At 62.8% G+C, this 14,500-nt stretch carries 15 protein-coding genes; 5 read left to right on the top strand and 10 right to left on the bottom strand.

Annotated features, from left to right (window positions below; translation table 11 throughout):
- Positions 1-43: 43 nt before the first annotated feature.
- A complete protein-coding gene (argH, locus tag L1P09_RS00765; protein WP_029887272.1) occupies positions 44-1,438 on the top strand; it encodes an argininosuccinate lyase in 1,395 nt (464 codons plus the stop codon).
- 89 nt (positions 1,439-1,527) lie between these two features.
- Here the strand turns inward: argH and L1P09_RS00760 are convergent, their stop codons facing one another.
- Positions 1,528-2,190: a glutathione S-transferase gene (locus L1P09_RS00760; RefSeq protein WP_192441396.1), complete on the bottom strand. Its 663-nt coding sequence runs from the start codon at positions 2,188-2,190 to the stop codon at positions 1,528-1,530.
- Positions 2,191-2,339: 149 nt separating this feature from the next.
- On the opposite strand from L1P09_RS00760, the gene L1P09_RS00755 reads away from it, so the two are divergent.
- Together L1P09_RS00755 and L1P09_RS00750 are read left to right on the top strand one after the other, a co-directional pair.
- Positions 2,340-2,639: a hypothetical protein gene (locus tag L1P09_RS00755; RefSeq protein WP_054905599.1), complete on the top strand. Its 300-nt coding sequence runs from the start codon at positions 2,340-2,342 to the stop codon at positions 2,637-2,639.
- 69 nt (positions 2,640-2,708) lie between these two features.
- A complete protein-coding gene (locus tag L1P09_RS00750; RefSeq protein WP_054905600.1) occupies positions 2,709-2,954 on the top strand; it encodes a TIGR02647 family protein in 246 nt (81 codons plus the stop codon).
- Positions 2,955-3,109: 155 nt separating this feature from the next.
- Here L1P09_RS00750 and L1P09_RS00745 read toward each other — a convergent pair whose 3' ends face one another.
- The gene (locus tag L1P09_RS00745) at positions 3,110-5,053 is read right to left on the bottom strand and encodes a cytochrome c/FTR1 family iron permease (RefSeq protein ID WP_235768313.1); all 1,944 of its coding nucleotides are present in this window, start codon (positions 5,051-5,053) and stop codon (positions 3,110-3,112) included.
- 218 nt (positions 5,054-5,271) lie between these two features.
- On the opposite strand from L1P09_RS00745, the gene L1P09_RS00740 reads away from it, so the two are divergent.
- Complete coding sequence (locus tag L1P09_RS00740; protein WP_235768312.1) at positions 5,272-5,727, top strand: REP-associated tyrosine transposase; 456 nt, start codon at positions 5,272-5,274, stop codon at positions 5,725-5,727.
- Positions 5,728-6,133: 406 nt separating this feature from the next.
- Here the strand turns inward: L1P09_RS00740 and L1P09_RS00735 are convergent, their stop codons facing one another.
- The 7 genes from L1P09_RS00735 to L1P09_RS00705 all read right to left on the bottom strand — a co-directional run bounded on the left by L1P09_RS00735 (position 6,134) and on the right by L1P09_RS00705 (position 13,348).
- Positions 6,134-7,081: an IS110 family transposase gene (locus L1P09_RS00735; RefSeq protein WP_029886225.1), complete on the bottom strand. Its 948-nt coding sequence runs from the start codon at positions 7,079-7,081 to the stop codon at positions 6,134-6,136.
- Between the two features lie 229 nt (positions 7,082-7,310).
- On the bottom strand, positions 7,311-8,729 hold the full coding sequence (locus tag L1P09_RS00730) for an efflux transporter outer membrane subunit (protein WP_029885348.1): 1,419 nt from the start codon (positions 8,727-8,729) through the stop codon (positions 7,311-7,313).
- A complete protein-coding gene (locus tag L1P09_RS00725; RefSeq protein WP_009682395.1) occupies positions 8,726-9,601 on the bottom strand; it encodes an efflux RND transporter periplasmic adaptor subunit in 876 nt (291 codons plus the stop codon). The genes L1P09_RS00730 and L1P09_RS00725 overlap by 4 nt, the downstream gene beginning before the upstream one ends.
- Complete coding sequence (locus L1P09_RS00720) at positions 9,598-9,810, bottom strand: DUF1656 domain-containing protein (protein ID WP_009682394.1); 213 nt, start codon at positions 9,808-9,810, stop codon at positions 9,598-9,600. The genes L1P09_RS00725 and L1P09_RS00720 overlap by 4 nt, the downstream gene beginning before the upstream one ends.
- A complete protein-coding gene (locus tag L1P09_RS00715) occupies positions 9,807-11,894 on the bottom strand; it encodes an FUSC family protein (RefSeq protein ID WP_235768311.1) in 2,088 nt (695 codons plus the stop codon). Before L1P09_RS00715 ends, L1P09_RS00720 begins: the two co-directional genes overlap by 4 nt.
- Positions 11,891-12,343 carry a MarR family winged helix-turn-helix transcriptional regulator gene (locus L1P09_RS00710; protein ID WP_029885345.1) on the bottom strand — a complete coding sequence of 151 codons (453 nt, stop codon included), beginning with the start codon at positions 12,341-12,343 and terminating at the stop codon, positions 11,891-11,893. The genes L1P09_RS00715 and L1P09_RS00710 overlap by 4 nt, the downstream gene beginning before the upstream one ends.
- Before the next feature lie 210 nt (positions 12,344-12,553).
- Positions 12,554-13,348 (bottom strand): tetratricopeptide repeat protein, encoded by a 795-nt coding sequence (locus tag L1P09_RS00705; RefSeq protein WP_192441389.1) that lies wholly within the window; start codon positions 13,346-13,348, stop codon positions 12,554-12,556.
- A 207-nt stretch (positions 13,349-13,555) separates the two neighbouring features.
- Here L1P09_RS00705 and L1P09_RS00700 point away from each other — a divergent pair, with 207 nt between their 5' ends.
- Positions 13,556-14,116 carry a WCX domain-containing protein gene (locus L1P09_RS00700; protein WP_054906179.1) on the top strand — a complete coding sequence of 187 codons (561 nt, stop codon included), beginning with the start codon at positions 13,556-13,558 and terminating at the stop codon, positions 14,114-14,116.
- 23 nt (positions 14,117-14,139) lie between these two features.
- On the opposite strand, the gene L1P09_RS00695 is transcribed toward L1P09_RS00700, so the two are convergent.
- Entirely contained in the window at positions 14,140-14,481 is a 342-nt protein-coding gene (locus L1P09_RS00695) for a hypothetical protein (RefSeq protein ID WP_054906178.1), read from the bottom strand.
- Positions 14,482-14,500: the final 19 nt, after the last annotated feature.

Raw genomic sequence — 14,500 nt, 5'->3', positions numbered from 1 at the left:
TATCGGCGCCACTTTTTCGTTCACGCCTGCAATGAGTGAATCCATGAGCACCGACAAGACCAATCAGTCCTGGGGCGGCCGCTTCAGTGAGCCCGTCGACGCCTTCGTCGCCCGCTTCACCGCCTCGGTCGATTTCGACAAGCGCCTGTACCGCCACGACATCATGGGTTCGATCGCCCATGCCACCATGCTGGCGCAAGTCGGCGTGCTCAGCGATGCCGAGCGCGACACCATCATCGATGGTTTGAAAACCATCCAGGCCGAGATCGAGGCCGGCAACTTCGACTGGCGCGTCGACCTTGAAGACGTGCACATGAACATCGAGGCACGCCTGACCGACCGCATTGGCATCACCGGCAAGAAGCTGCACACCGGCCGTAGCCGCAACGACCAGGTGGCAACCGATATCCGCTTGTGGCTGCGCGATGAAATCGACCTTATCCTGGCCGAAATCACCCGCCTGCAGCAGGGCCTGCTGGAGCAGGCCGAGCGCGAAGCCGAAACCATCATGCCGGGCTTCACCCACCTGCAGACCGCGCAGCCGGTCACCTTCGGCCACCACCTGCTGGCCTGGTTCGAAATGCTCAGCCGCGACTACGAGCGCCTGGTCGATTGCCGCAAGCGCACCAACCGCATGCCGCTGGGCAGCGCCGCACTGGCCGGTACCACCTACCCGATCGACCGCGAACTGACCTGCAAGCTGCTGGGCTTCGAGGCCGTGGGCGGCAACTCGCTGGACGGCGTTTCGGACCGTGACTTCGCCATCGAATTCTGCGCTGCAGCCAGCGTGGCGATGATGCACCTCTCGCGCTTCTCCGAAGAGCTGGTGCTGTGGACCAGCGCGCAGTTCCAGTTCATCGACCTGCCGGACCGCTTCTGCACCGGCAGCTCGATCATGCCGCAGAAAAAGAACCCCGACGTGCCAGAGCTGGTACGTGGCAAGACCGGCCGCGTGTTCGGTGCCTTGACCGGCCTGCTGACCCTGATGAAAGGCCAGCCGCTGGCCTACAACAAGGACAACCAGGAAGACAAGGAGCCGCTGTTCGACGCTGCCGATACCCTGCGCGACTCGCTGCGTGCCTTTGCCGACATGATCCCGGCGATCAAGCCCAAGCACGCCATCATGCGTGAAGCGGCGCTGCGTGGCTTCTCCACGGCAACCGACCTGGCCGACTACCTGGTACGCCGTGGCCTGCCGTTCCGCGACTGCCACGAAATCGTTGGCCATGCGGTGAAGTATGGGGTGGATACCGGCAAGGACCTGGCCGAGATGAGCCTGGACGAACTGCGCCAGTTCAGCGACCAGATCGAGCAGGATGTGTTTGCCGTACTGACCTTGGAAGGGTCGGTGAATGCGCGTGACCATATTGGTGGTACGGCGCCGGCGCAGGTGCGGGCTGCCGTTGTTCGTGGCAAAGCCCTGTTGGCGTCTCGCTAAGCCCCAAGGCGAGGGCTTCGCCCTCGTTCGTGGGCACGCCCGCTCCCACAGTGGGAGCGGGCGTGCCCACGAAGGGCTCAACACCAGGCTCAGCGCTTACCGCTGCGAATCATCTCCATGAAGGCCGGCATCGCTGCCTCCTTGTCTGCCACGATCCGCGCCATGTGCGGGTTCTCACCCATCAGCTGGAGCAACGCCTTGGCTTGCGGAAAGTCCGCCAGCAGGTCGATGTTCAGCACCTTCTTACCCACCGCATAAGCCAGATCGACCGAGAAGCAGAACATCAGGTCTGCCAGCGTCAGTTGCTCACCCGCTACATACGGCGCAAAGCGCCCGTTACGCTTGAGCGTGGCGAAGCCGGCCAGCAGGTCGGTACGTGCCTTATCCTTGACCAGTGGTTCTACCGCCATGCCAAAGAAGGACTCGGCGTAGCAGGTACGGGCTGGCAGCTCGATGTACAGTTCAATTTCCTTGAGCAACTCGCGTACCTTGGCCTGCTGGAACGGGTCGGCCGGCAGCAGCGCCTTGCCGCCCTGAGTCTGCTCGATGTAGTCGAGGATCACGCTGGTTTCGCTGATAAAGCCGTGTTCGGTTTCCAGCACCGGCACCTTGCCCCGCGGGCTCACTTCCAGCGCCTTTGGCGCCTGGCCGCCGTAGAAGGTGACCTCTTCGAAAGGCAGGCCTTTTTCCAGCAGCGCCAGCTTGACCATGTTGTAGTAGTTGCTGACCGAGAATCCATGAAGCTTGAGCATGAGGTAACAGCCTCCGGGCCGTAAGGGGTTTGGCTCGGCATTTATAGACCGTAAGCCTGTTCCTGACCAGCGTCATGCACCTCGTCAATGCCCGGGCATTGCCGCTACAGGCGTGGCACACTGTGCATCCCACCACAGGAGTACCGCCAATGAGCGAGCCCACCGACATCGACAATGACGACGAAGCCTTCGCCGAGGCAACACTGACCCAAGCCATCGAAAACCAGATCGAAAGCGGCGAGCCGCCGGCGGCCAAGGCCACTTTCAACAAGCTGACGCTGGTTGGTTGGAAACGTGAAGACATTCTCAACGTGATGGCCCATGTGCTGGCCTACGAGATTGACAACATGCTGGCAGAAGACCGCGCGTTCAACGGCGAGTGGTACGAAAATGCCCTGCGTGCGCTGCCCGAGCTGCCACCTGAGATGGATCAAGGCGAGGACGAATAACCCGGCTACACTCGAAGATCAGGCACCGTAGAAAGTGCCGTAATCCTCGTCTGGAAGTCAGGAGTTACCATGCCTTTTACCCCCGATCTTATCGATGAAATGGAAGTACTCGCGCTGTTCAAGCACGACAGCAGCCAGGAAGGCATCAAGATAACCAGCACTGCATCCCCCTCCCTGATCGCCGCTGCGCAGCGCCTGCATGAAAAGGGGCTGACCGATCAACCGGATGGCGGCTACCTGACCAGCCTGGGTCACGACGCGGTTGAAAGTGTGCAGCTGTTGCAGAACATTCTCAAGGCGCCACAGCCGGCCTGAGTGCCCTTCGCGGTCAAGTGTGTAGGAGCGGCCTTGTGTCGCGGTCGGGCCGCAGAGCGGCCCCGACAATTTGTGCAGCGCTGCCGAAATCCTGGGGCCGCTTTGCGGCCCGATCGCGACACAAGGCCGCTCCTACAGGGGGACGGCGCAAGGTTTTAGTTAGCAGTTGCCCTGCGCTTCTCTGCCAGGCGCGAGCGCCCGTACAGCAAGATGATCGCCAGCAACGCCACCGCCTGCGCCGACAGCGAGTAGACGTCGGGATGAATCCCCAGCCAGTCAAACTCGAAGAACGCTACCGGGCGCGTGCCCAGCACCCCAGCTTCTTGCAGCGCCTTCACGCCGTGCCCGGCGAACACCACTGACAACGTGCACAGCAGTGCCGCATTGATGCTGAAGAACAGCGTCAGGGGCAGCTTGGCCGAACCGCGCAATATCACCCAAGCCAGGCCCACCAGCAGCACCAGCGCCGTGGCGCCGCCTGCCAGCACCGCCTGGTGCCCGGCAGGGCCCGCCTGCAGCCACAAGGTTTCATAGAACAGGATCACTTCGAACAACTCGCGGTACATCGAGAAGAACGCCAGCACCGCGAAGCCAAAGCGCCCGCCACCACTGACCAGGCTGTTCTTGATGTAGTCCGTCCACGCAGCGGCGTGGCGTCGGTCGTGCATCCATACCCCAAGCCACAGCACCATCACGGCCGCAAACAGCGCCGTGCAGCCCTCCAGCAACTCACGCTGGGCACCACCGACATCGATCACATAGGCGGCCAGCGCCCAGGTAGCGAAGCCGGCGACCAGCGCCAGGCCCCAGCCAATGTTGACACTGCGTACCGCTGACTGCTGGCCGGTGTTGCGCAGGAACGCCAGGATCGCCGCCAGCACCAGAATCGCCTCAAGGCCTTCACGCAACAGAATCAGCAGGCCTGAGACATAACTCAGCGACCAGCTCAGGCCGTCGCTACCCAGCAGCTTTGCCGCTTGCTCAAGCTTGACCTTGGCTTTGCCCAGGCGCTGCTCGACTTGGCCCACGGGCAGGCCATCCTGCAAGGATTGGCGGTAAGCCATCAGCGTCTTTTCAGTGGCCTTGCGCGCCTGGGTATCAATGTTGTCCAGCGAGCTTTCTACTAGCTCGAAGCCCTCAAGATAGGCCGCAACCGACAGGTCATAGGCCTGGTCGCGGTCGCCTGCGCGGTAAGCGGCCAGGCTTTTGTCGAGCGTACTGGCGGTGTATTCGAGCAATTGCGCAGGGCCACGCTTGACCTGCGGCGGCTGGGCACGCTGGGCCCGGAATGCCTCCACGGCCGCTGTGCCTTCGTTGGCGGCGATTTCGGCCGGGGTCTGGCGGGCCAGGTCGGCGATGTTCCAGGTTTTGTCGCCTTTGCCGGCTTCCGGCTTGGCGGTGAAGCTGGCGATGTAGGCCGCCACGTCCCAGCGCTGGCGGTCGTCCAGCTGGTCGGCAAAGGACGGCATCTCGGTGCCGTCGATGCCCAGGGCAAGGGTGTTGTAGAGGTCGAACAGGCTCAACTGGTCAAGGCGCGCGACGTCGCGCAGGTTGGCCGGCGCGGGCTCCAGGCCGACGCCTGCCGGGCCATCGCCCGCGCCGCTTTCACCGTGGCAGATGGCACAGTTTTGTGCGTAAAGGGCAGCACCACGGGCCGGGTCCGGGGTGATTATCGGGGCTTGGCTCACCTCATAAGCCACCGCAAGGCGTGCGCCCAGTTGCCGGGCCTGCCTGGATACCGCTGGGCCGTCCAGGCGCTGGTCGATGGCCTGGCGCAGCGCGTGCACGCCCTGCTCCAGTGCCGCGTGCTCGGCATTTGCAGGCAGGCCTTTGACCAGTTCGGCCACTACCGCGCCGAACTCGCGCTGCTCGTCGTATTCGCCGCTGTCGACCACCTTGCCGTCACTCACGGTTGGCGGGTAGTCGGCACCAATGTAGTCAAGCAGGTGCAGGGCCTTGGTAGCTTCGGCAGGGGCTTCAGCCTGTGCCGCAGCGCTGCACAGCGCCAGCACCGTGCCGAGCAATAAAGCCGGCAGCCAGGCAAGCGGACGGGAACGGGTTTTCATGGCCAGTCTCGAAGGGAATGCGAAAGAGAACATTGTTCACTTCCACTTTGCTTCACTCAAGGGTGCTGGGCGGATTTCATGAAAAATCCTGGTACAAATAAGATCACGCGGGATGGCACGGTACCTGGGAGCAGGCTTGCCGGCGATGAAGGAGGCACCTATGCGACAGGAAACACCGGGTACCAAATAATTCACCGCGGGTAGGCCCCTACCCACTAGCCTGTTGAGCCACTATTCAAGAGGCAGGGAACATGGATCGTCCCCATTCAAAGCAGCTACGGCTTGGCCGGTTTTCGGAAACCCGTCGGTTGTATTTGCTTACCAGCACCACCCTGGCAAGAGCCCCAATCTTCAATGACTTTCGCTCAGCCCGCTTGCTGGTGGCCGAGCTCCGCCAGGCTGAAGAGGAAGGTAGCGCCCGATCGCTTGCCTGGGTGGTGATGCCTGACCATTTCCACTGGTTGGTCGAGCTCGGGCCGGCCAGCCTGAAGCGGCTGATGCGCAGGGTGAAGTCCCATAGCACCATGATGATCAACAGGCATCGAGGGCGAAGCGGCCAGCTCTGGCAGAAGGGGTTTCATGACCGGGCCGTGCGGCGTGAGGAGGATGTGCAGGATGTGGCGCGGTATATCGTCATGAACCCCAAGCGGGCGGGTCTTGTTGCGAGGGCTGGGGATTATCCGCATTGGGATGCGATTTGGCTCTGACCAGATGTTGCCTGCGGGGGCCCTATCGCAGGCAAGCCCCGCAGGGATCGCCTTAGGGCTGACAGGTGTTTGCCACAAGGTATGCAGCGCCTGTTAGAGCGAGCCCCGCCCGCGCGGCGCATCGCGAGCTGCGCTCGCTCCTACGTTTGTTTCGGGCCAATTATTCCTGTGGGATTTGCGCGCGAACGCCTTGGCGCATGCCTCAAAATCGCGTCGTACGAACAAGGCGGCCGCGCGCATCTGGCACAGGGGTTACTGGCCCGAAACAAACATAGGAGCGAGCGCAGCTCGCGATTGCGCCGCGCGGGCGGCGCTCGATCTCACAGGCGCTGCCATACCTTGTGGCAAACACCTGTCAGCCCTAAAGCGATCCCTGTGGGAGATTCTATGGTTTTAGGGAAGTTTTTTAAGCGGCTTTTGACCGATACTCGTCTCCGCTTTTCAGTAGGGCAAATACTACTCGCGCCAGTTTGCGTGCGAGCATGACAAGCGATGCTGTCGTGCTAAAACCACGCGCCAGGCGCTCTTCGTAGTACGACTTCCATGCTGCTGTGCGGGATGCTGACATAGCCGCGTTGTGAAGGAGGCGTCGAGCTTCGGGGTCTCCTCGCTTCGTGAGCTTGGATTGCCCTTTTTTCTGCCCCGACTGCGCAATCCTCAGATCCATACCCAAAAAGGCGATAAACGCATCACCCCCGCTGAAGTTGCCACGCTGAAACGTCGCTGTCAGGCGAGCAGCAGTTAGAAAACCCACCCCTTCGACCTTCATGCAGCGCTTTACCTGAGGCATCAGCCCGGCCTTTTCCAGCAGGCCCTTGATCATCTTCTCCACCAGCAGCTCAAGCCGCTGCATCGCACGCAGATGCGTCTTGAAGGCGGCTTTGAGTAGCGGTTCATTGGCCCACCCCTGAGTCAGGCTGGTTCGTGCCTGGACCAGTCCTGCACGTCGCCGGAACAAGCTCAGAAGCTGTCGATAGATAGCCGGTGGCGGCGCCCAGGGCGTTAGGTCCTGCCCTTCGTTCTTCAGATAGCGGGCCAACAGCTGGGCATCAATTGCATCTGTCTTAGCGCGTACGTTGACACCTTTACGGTAATGGCTCAGGGCGTACCCATCTACCACGTAAATCGTATGCCCGAACTCAAAGGCCAGATCCGTAAACAGGACGTGATAGATGTTGGTCGCTTCGATAGCGACGGACATCGCACCCGAGAGGCCTTTGAGCCATTTCTTGATAGCTGCTTTAGTATTGGGGATTGCTATGAGTTCTGCTGATTCATCGTCCCAAATGACCAATTCTGTTTTGGCCACATCCACGCCAATCAGCCGCTTTGAATCAGCAACCACCATTGCCATGAGCAACTCTCCTCGATAGTGTTGGAGTACTTGAAGGGTCACCCAGAGGCGCTGGCTTGTGTCTTTCGTCGGTCCGAGCCCGGAAGCATTCTTTATCGGCGCTTGGGTGAAAAGGGAGGAGGGGCGAGGTCTCCCACGGTCTGTACTGCGCTAACAGTCAGAAGCTGGCTTTGTCCCTCCTCCTCCCTTCAAGTCTAACCATACAAGCTGGCTTGCCGGCGATTGGGCCTCAAGGCTTTGAGGTGTCCTTCCAGCCGCCACCGAGGGCGAGGAACACACCAATTTGCCCCAACGCCACTTGGCTATCGGCCGCTGCCAGTTGCGCGCGCATGTCAGTATAGGTGCGGGTCGCCTGCAAGTCCGCCAGGAACGACTCACGCCCGGCCTGGTAGTACCGGTGCGTCTGGTCAGCCGCATCCTTGGCCGACTTCTCTGCCTCGGCCAGTGCGTCACGCCGGTCCAGCAGGGCACTGTACTGCGCCAGGCGAGTCTGGGTCTCGCGGATGGCGTTCAGCACCACACCGTCGAAATTCGCCAAGGCTGCTTGCGTAGAGGCTTCGGCCATGCGGATGCGGGCGCGTGTGCCGTTGGTGGGGATGCTCCAGCTGATCTGCGGGCCGAAACCCCAGCGGTTGGTCGACGGCTCACCAAGGTTTTCCAGAATACCAATCGTGCCCACCTGGGCACCGATGCTGATGTCCGGGTACAGCGCGCCGGTAGCAACCCCGATAGAGGCAGTTGCTGCGGCCAGCTGGCGTTCGGCCTGGCGCACATCAGGCCGGCGTTTGAGCAACGCAGCACCGTCGCCCACCGGCACCAACTGGTTCAGGTGCGGCAGCTCGGCACAATCGGCGGTTCCGGCGGGCAACTGGTCTACCGGTTTGGCCAATAACGCAGCCAAGGTGTACAGGCCGGTTTCACGTTCGGCCTTGAAGCGCGGCAGTTCGGCGCGCAAGGACTTGAACTGGGTCTGCGAGCGGGTGACCTGGGTTTCATCGCCACGACCTGCATCACGCAAGCGCTGGTTAAGCTTTACGCTTTGCTCCTGCAAGTCGAGCGACTGGCGGGCGATGTGGTATTCCTCGTTGGCCGAGCACACTTGGGTATACGCCTTGACCACGTCGGCCACCAAGGTGATGCGGGCGGTATCGGCAGCAGCCTGCACCGCGTCTGCATTGGCCTTTGCAGCCTCGGTACCACGCTTGAACGTGCCCCACAGGTCGAACTGATACGAAGCGCTGATGATGGCCTCGCCAATGTTGGCCACCGGCACCTTCTCAGGCTGCAGGAAAGCTTCGCCAGACTCCTGCAAGCGCTGGGCACCCAGTTTGACGCCGCCGTTGAAGCCACCTTGCGACTCGGCCACTTCGACCTGGGCGCGGGCCTTGGCGATGTTGGCCGCGGCTACGCGCAGCTCGGTATTGGCACTCAGGGCCTGGCGCACCAGCTCGTTCAGCCGTTGATCCTGATACAGCTGCCACCAGTCCTCGGGCACCGGCGCCGAAACCACGCTGTCGGCATCCTGGCGCAGCGGGCCATTAAGGTCGCTGCGTTGCACCGCCGCGTCCTTCGGCACCTCATAGTCGGGGCCGACCATCATGCAGGCCCCCAGCGACAGGCACAGGCCAGCCAGGATGAGCTGTTTCATGGGTGCTGGCCCTCGATGATCGACACCGTGGCGGTACGCCCGGCGATCATGCGGAAGTCCTCTGGCACTTCATCAAACGCAATGCGCACCGGAATACGCTGGGCCAGGCGCACCCAGCTGAACGCCGGGTTGACGTTGGGCAGCAGGTTGGCGCCGCTGCTGCGGTCGCGGTCTTCGATGCCGGCGGCAAAGCTCTGCACATGGCCGCGCAGGCGGGTGTTGTCGCCCATCACGCGGATATCCACGGCATCGCCGAGGTGGATGCCGCCAAGCTTGGTTTCTTCGAAGTAACCGTCGACGTGGTACGAGGCACTGTCGACCACCGACAGCACCGGGCGGCCGGCGGTGACGAATTCGTGGTTACGCGGCGCACGGTCGTTCAGGTAACCGTCCACCGGGCTGCGTACCACCGAGCGGTCGAGGTTGAGCTGGGCGGTATCGACTGCCACCTGTGCCTCGCTGACGGCCGAGCGGGCGCGGGCCACGCGGGACTGGCTTTCCTCCAGTTGCTCGGCCGCCACCAGGTTGCCCAGCTTGCGGTTGCGCTGTGCTTCGCGGGAGGCCTGGGCCAGGGTTTCCTGGCGCTCGCCGAGGGTGGCCTTGGCCTGGCGCAGGGCCAGGGTGAAGCGGTCCTGGTCGATGGTGAACAGCACGTCGCCGCGCTTGACTGTCTGGTTGTCGTGCACCTCGACTTTCTGGATCAAGCCCGACACATCGGGGGCGATCTGGATCACGTCGGCGCGGATATGGCCGTCACGCGTCCAGGGTGCAAACATGTAGTAGACGACCATCTGCCACACGAGCACGGCGGCGAAGGTCACTACCAGCAAGGTCAGGACCACACGGCCCAGGGTCAGCAAAGGTTTTTTCATGGCAGCATCAGGTTTCGGCAAAAGTGGTCCACCGCGCCAAGCAGCACGGCATACAGGGCAACGTTGAACAACGCCCGGTGCCAGACCAGGCGGTAGAAATGCATGCGCACCAGCACCGCGTGCAGCCCAAGGAACAGCAGGTAGGTGCCAAGCATCATCACCAACAGCGTGGGCAGGAACACCCCGCTGATATCCAGTTCACCAATCACAGGGGCGCTCCGTCGAGGCCGGCAGGCAGTTGCAGTTGTTCGTCGGGTTCGAGCATCACCTCCACACCTGGCAGCAGGGCAAGGCGCAGGCCGCTCAGCGCATGCAGCAGGTGGGTGCGGGCATCGCCACGCTCGTACAGTTCATCCAGGTTCAGCGCCAGCCGCGCCCGCTCCATGTTGCGCAGCAGCGCGGCCGGCGCATGCAGGCGCTGGCCAGCATGCAGGCAGGCGGCGTAGTGCGCACCCACCTCGGTAACCACGGTGTTGAGGCGGTCACGGGCTTGCTGACCAGCGCGCGGCAGGTAGGCCAGCAAGTCGAGCAGGTTCAACCCCACACGCAGGTCACGCAGCGCTACACCGCTGTCCTGGCCCGTTTGCGAAAGGCGCGGCAGGTGCTGCATCAGGCGGTCGAGCATCTGTACGCCAAGCTTGCGGTGTTCGGCCAGGGTCGCCGGCCCGGTCATTTCGACAATGTCGCGCCAGGCGAAGCGGGTCATGCGCTTGGCAGCCAGCTCTACCCCAAAGGGGCGCATGACCAACGTCCAGATGAAGGCGAACAGCAGGCCGACAGGGCCGGCCAGGTTGGAATTCAGGAAGGTGAAGAAGTCGGCATCATAGGCGCCCTGGATGCTGATGAAAGTCGAGGTGTTGACGATGGTCAGCAACGTGCCCAGGTAAAAACGCGGTTGCACGGTCAGGGTGCCGACGCAGATGAACGGCACGGCAAAGGCCAGCACCAGCATCGAGAAGTCGTGCAGGTTGGGCAGCACCAGGAACAGGTACAGGCTGGAGAAGATCACCGACAGCAAGGTCCAGAAGAAGAACCGGTAGATCTGCGGTGCCGGGTCGTCCATGGCCGCGAAGAAACTGCACGACACGGCCGCGAGAATTACCGCGCTGGCGCCGTCGTTCCAGCCCAGGCCAATCCACAGGCCACAAGCGACGATGATCGCCAGCACCGTGGTGGCCACCGAGTACAGCATCAGGCCACGGTCGAAGAACGGTGTCAGGCGGCCCAGGCGCCAGTGCCGGTACACGGCCCGCCAGGGCGTGGCATCGTCAGTGCGCAGGGCATGTTGCAAGGTGCAGCAGTCCTGCCACAGGTCGGCCCATTCGGTCAGCCGGTACAGGGCGTTGGATAACAGCAGCTCGGCGCGCTGGTCGAGCATGGCGGCAGCGGGCTGCAGGCGCTCGATCTGCTCGTGCAGCGCAGCCCAGCGGGCGACAGAGGGGCTGGCGGCAGTCCCTTGCAGCCATTCGCGAGCGGCGGCGAGCACAGGCTGCAACTGGGCGAACTGGGCCGGGGCCCGGCCCTCCAGGGCGACCAGCGCATCATCGAGCGCATCGATGACCGGCAGCAGGTGAATCATCCGCCCACGCAGCTCACGGGCGTTTTTCAGGGTGTGCGGGCCAGCCCCTTCGTGGCCGAGCTGGCCGATCATCAGCTCCAGCGAGTTGAAGGTGGTGACCATCGCCCCGCGCATGCCGCCGACCTTGTCGGTGCTGCCAGCGCGGGCCAGGTAGGTATCGCTGTAGTTGAGGGCCTCGGTAAACCAGTTGCCGGTGGCGCCGACCACCACTGGGGCCAGCCGGCGAGGCCAGAAAATGGCGCCAACGACGGCTGCGCAGACAATCCCCAGGCAGATTTCCTGGGCGCGGGAAGACGCGACCTCAAACACCGCCAGGGGGTTATCCACAACCGCCAGTGCGATCATCGGCAAGGTGTAGCCGGCCAGCATCAGCATGTAGTTGTTGGCCGTGCGCAGGTTCAGCGAAAGGAACAGCAGGGTGCCGGTCCACAGGGCGATGGCAATGCTCAGCAGCAACGGCGACTGTACCAGCGGTGGCACCAGGAGGACCGCCCCCCCGGCACCGAGCAAGGTGCCCACGGCACGGTACAGCGCCTTGGAGCTGGTTGGGCCAACGAAGGGGCTGGAAACGATGTACACCGTGGCCATGGCCCAGTAGGGCCGCGGCAACTGCATGAGCAGGGCAATGTACAGGGCGGTCATCGAGGCCGCGAAGGTGCGCACACCGTAGAACCAGTCCCGCGCCGGGGGGACCGAGCTGAAGAAGCCGTTCATGCCACCCCGCCTGCACCGCCCAGGCCGGCAGCCTCGAAGGCGCGCAGCACGCGCAAGGCGGCTTCCAGGTCAGCCTGGTCGATGCCTTGCAGCACATCCCTGCGCACGCGCACCAGTTCGGCTTCGATGGCTTCGGCCAAGCGGCGGCCTTCAGCGGTGAGGCTCAGGGCCTTGGCGCGACGGTCCAGGGGGTCTTCACTGCGGCAGACCAGGCCGGCCTTGCACAGTTGGTCGAGCAGGCGTACCAGTGACGGACTTTCCAGGCCGGCTGCCTGGGCCACCGCTACCTGATGCACACCGTCGCCGAGGCGCACGATCATCAGCAGCGGCGCAGCGCAGGCCTCGGAGATGCCGTAACTGGTCAACGCGCAATGGCAGATGCGCCGCCAATGGCGAGCCGCAACTACCATGCCACTGCTGACCTGCAGGCGCAGGAGATCAAGGGACATGAACAGTATCCAGGTATATTCATAGTTTGCTAACTATCAATATACGCTCGTACCTCCCCCTGTCGTCAACAGCGGGTGACGAGGGGTATGGATGAATGGTTGTGCATGCTGGAGGGTGTATTGCCTGTGCTGGCCCTATCGCCGGCAAGCCGGCTCCCACAGGTATTGCACACATACTGCAGCCTGTGGTCGCCTGTGCGAGCGAGGGAATCAGGAGTGTATCTGGTCTTCCAGCTTCATGGTCAGGGCGAGTGTGCTGCCCATCTGCAAGGCGCGGTCGCGCCACTGCAGGTAGCGCACGCTGTCACGGCTGCTGAAATGCACCGCCAGCTCTTCGGCCGCCTGTACCACCCCTGCGGCTGCCGCCAGTTCCAGCCAGTACAATGCAGCCTTGATGTCGGGTTCCACATACAACCCGTGCATCAAGCGATAACCCACCTCGAAGCGGCAACGCGCTTCGCCACGCTCGGCCCCGCGCATGAACCACTGGTAAGCCTGCACCAGGTCTACCTGCCATTGCTGCTCGCCATCGCACACTTCTTCTTCATACAGGTCACCCAAGGCCGCTGCGGCATGCAACATGCCGCGCTCGAAGGCCTGCCGGTAGCAATCCGCCGCCTGGGCATAGGAGGTGTCGACGCCCTTGCCGAAGTAATGCTGCTGGCCCAGGTTGAACCACGCGGCAGCATTGCCCTGCAGCGCCGCCATGCGCAACAGGTGCCCGGCCAGCACGGTGTCAGCGCGCCAATACTTGCCGTTGAGCCAGATCCAGCCCAGGTCGTTGAGTGCCGCTACGCTACCTTGCAACGCCTGGTGGCGCAGGTCGGCGTAAACCGCCTGCAGGTCACTGGCTTCATCCAAGCGGTTGATCAGCAGCGAGCGCTGGCTGGGCAAGCCTACCCCGGCGAACAACCGGTGCCGCCTGCCGGCCGGTGCCGGGGCGGCGATGACCCGTTCGGGCAAAAGGCGGGCAAGCAGCGAATGGATATTGCTGGCAGCAGACATGTTCATCCTCATTGAACGACGCACAACCCCAACCTTCGGCTGTGATGAGGCGTGATTCTGCGTGATGTCACGTCAAAACCTGTCGCGAACGATTCGACACCAGGCAACCAAATGCGACTTATTTGATCTGAGCAGGGCGTGGCCAATTGCCATGACCCTCGCCTGCCGCCATGCTATGACGGCAAGCCTAGACAAGGACGTTATCTTTTGCCGTTCGCCACCACTCGCGCCACCCTCAGCCGTCAATGGGCGCTGCTGCGTCAGCTACCCAGTCGCTCCCCGGGCATTACCAGCGCCGAGCTGGTGTGGCGCCTGCGCGACGTGGGCTTCACTGTCAGCAAGCGTACCGTTGAACGCGACCTGAATGAGCTTTCGTTGATTTTTCCGCTGGAGCGCAATGACAAGAGCATACCTTTCGGCTGGCACTGGGCGGCCGGTGCCGTGGGCGAACTGCGCGGTAATTTCGACTTGTTGACCCACTTGCGCGGCGATGCACTGCAACCGGCCCAGGGGGAGGGCGTGGAGTTGGTTGCGTGGATCAGCGATGCATTGGCGCGGCAGTTGCGCGAGGCCCCGCTGAGCAGCGACATGCAGCTGACGGCGCTGGAGCATGGGCACCGGCTGCGAGCCACGGTCAGCGATGGCTGGCCGCTGCGCTGGTGGCTGTTGAGCCAGGGGGACGGGGTGGTGGTGGAGCAGCCGATGGGGTTGCGCGAGGAGATTGGCAAAACCTTGAGCAATGCGGCTGCGCAGTACCAGAATCGCTAGCCTGCGCCGGGGCTGAATCAGGCTTAGATCAACCCGCCCTGCTCATCTTCGTCGATCAGGTTATTCAGGCTGCTGAGGGCCTTGCGCGCGGTAGCGCGGTTCAGCAGCTTGGCCTGTGCACCCGGCGGCAGGTCAGTGATCTTGAATACCCCTTTGGCAGTCAGCACATCGATCAGGTCTTCAAGCACGCGGATCATGTCCAGGTCACTTTGCTTGAGCTGATTGAGGCTGTTTTCCACGACATCATCGGCAAACCATTCCTGAATATCGGCATGGTCGGCTGGGAGCATCTCGGTGAACTCATCAAAAGCGGCTGCCTCTACACGCAGCAACTTACCGGCGGCATTGCGTTGCACGTAGAACATGGCGGTGTCCCTCGTCACT

The organism is Pseudomonas juntendi, from assembly GCF_021560075.1.
Lineage (GTDB): Bacteria > Pseudomonadota > Gammaproteobacteria > Pseudomonadales > Pseudomonadaceae > Aquipseudomonas > Aquipseudomonas juntendi.
The sequence above is the reverse complement of the archived record's forward strand: the minus strand, read 5'-3'. Positions and strand labels throughout refer to the sequence as shown.